At 38.4% G+C, this 1,557-nt stretch carries 1 protein-coding gene; it reads right to left on the bottom strand.

Annotated elements, in window-relative coordinates; translation table 11 throughout:
* A partial coding sequence (locus tag AC1DPQ_RS27265) for a SusC/RagA family TonB-linked outer membrane protein (RefSeq protein WP_477611491.1) occupies positions 1–1,557 on the bottom strand: 1,557 nt, incomplete at both ends.

The raw sequence follows: 1,557 nt of genomic DNA, 5'->3' as shown, positions 1-1,557 counted from the left end.
ATCCTGCGCAGTACGCTCAGTAAGCGTATTGAAGAAAGTATAATTTACCCCAACCTTATAGGTAAAACTATTAACCTTATCATTCCAATCCAAATGGAATTCGGCACCTTCTTTACGATTAGCACCTTCTACGAAATTAATTGGCGGCAAACCAATACCCAACGTTTGAGCAAAACGCGGATCGGAAGTTACAAAACCTGTAGTACGGCTATAGAAATAATCTACGGTTCCATTTAATCTATTGTTCATCGAAGCAAAGTCGATCCCTAAGTTTCTGTTTTTAATGGTTTGCCAAGAGTAATTAATACTAGGTAAATTAACTGGTTCTGATGTGCCTTGAACCGGTTTTCCATCTACGATCCATCCAATTGGCGTAATGCCATAACCAGAAACATACTGGTAGGCTGCAATATCATCACTGTTTCCGGTTAAACCATAAGAACCACGTAATTTAAGGAAATCAAAAATATGTTTGTCCTTAAGCGATTGCATAAAACTTTCTTCCGAAATGTTATAACCACCTGATAGGGCATAAAATGTACCCCATTGCTTTCCAGGCACAAATAAATCGCTACCATCTCTACGAACTACACCTTCTACGGTGTATTTAGATTTGTAGGTATAACCTAAACGACCTATATATCCTGCTCTGGCACCAAATACATTTCCATTATCTGTATAATAGTTGTACTCTGCCCCATTAATCGACTGGTTCGCTGTTGGGCCTGCCACAATCTGATCAAAAAGAATCTGATATTGTGTTCTAGTGCCGCTTAAGCTACCAATAGTATGTTGTTGCTGCTCATAGCCCCCTGTAAAATCTACGGCATGATCACCAAAAGTCTTATTATAGGTTACAAAACCTTGTAAGGTAATCGATTTTCCTTCACTTCTACTGTTGGTCAAATCTGGTGGATTGCTATATATTGGACTCGTACTGCCATTTGCATACGTTGGTGCCAATACATTCCAGTTTTTGCCAATGGAATTCCTAAGATTATAATTTCCACTGGCTTTAAATTTTAAACCACTTAAAAAAGGAGCACTATACTCTAATGCCAAATTTCCATTAAAGACTCTAGAAATTCCTTTAGCATATCCAGATTTTGGATCAAGCTCTTGTACCGGATTATCAGTAGTATTATTAGACGGTAAGCCGAATTCATTATTGGCTAATTGGCTTGGGCGTTTGTTTTGGATATGGCTATAAACACCACCATAGCCAACACTTGGCTGTATGTTATTTTCCACATACCCATCTAAACCAGTAGTTACTTTTAAATTAATCTTATCAAAATAACTTGTTGTGTTTAAACGGTAAGTTGTGCGGCGGTTATAATTCTGGTCTGTTCTTAAGTTAGACCCCTGATCATAGTAAGACAATGCTGCATAATAGGTTAACTGTTTAGTGCCCGATGTTACCGAAAAATCGTGTCTCATTTCTGGGGCAAAATCTTTTAAGGTAAGCGATTGCCAATCGGTATTCGGAAAATTAATCGGGTCGGCACCTGTACGGTACTTTTCTAGATCAGGCACTGGTGTTGGCAAAGGTAAACC

The organism is Pedobacter sp. 01T416_2, from assembly GCF_056398925.1.
The sequence above is the reverse complement of the archived record's forward strand: the minus strand, read 5'-3'. Positions and strand labels throughout refer to the sequence as shown.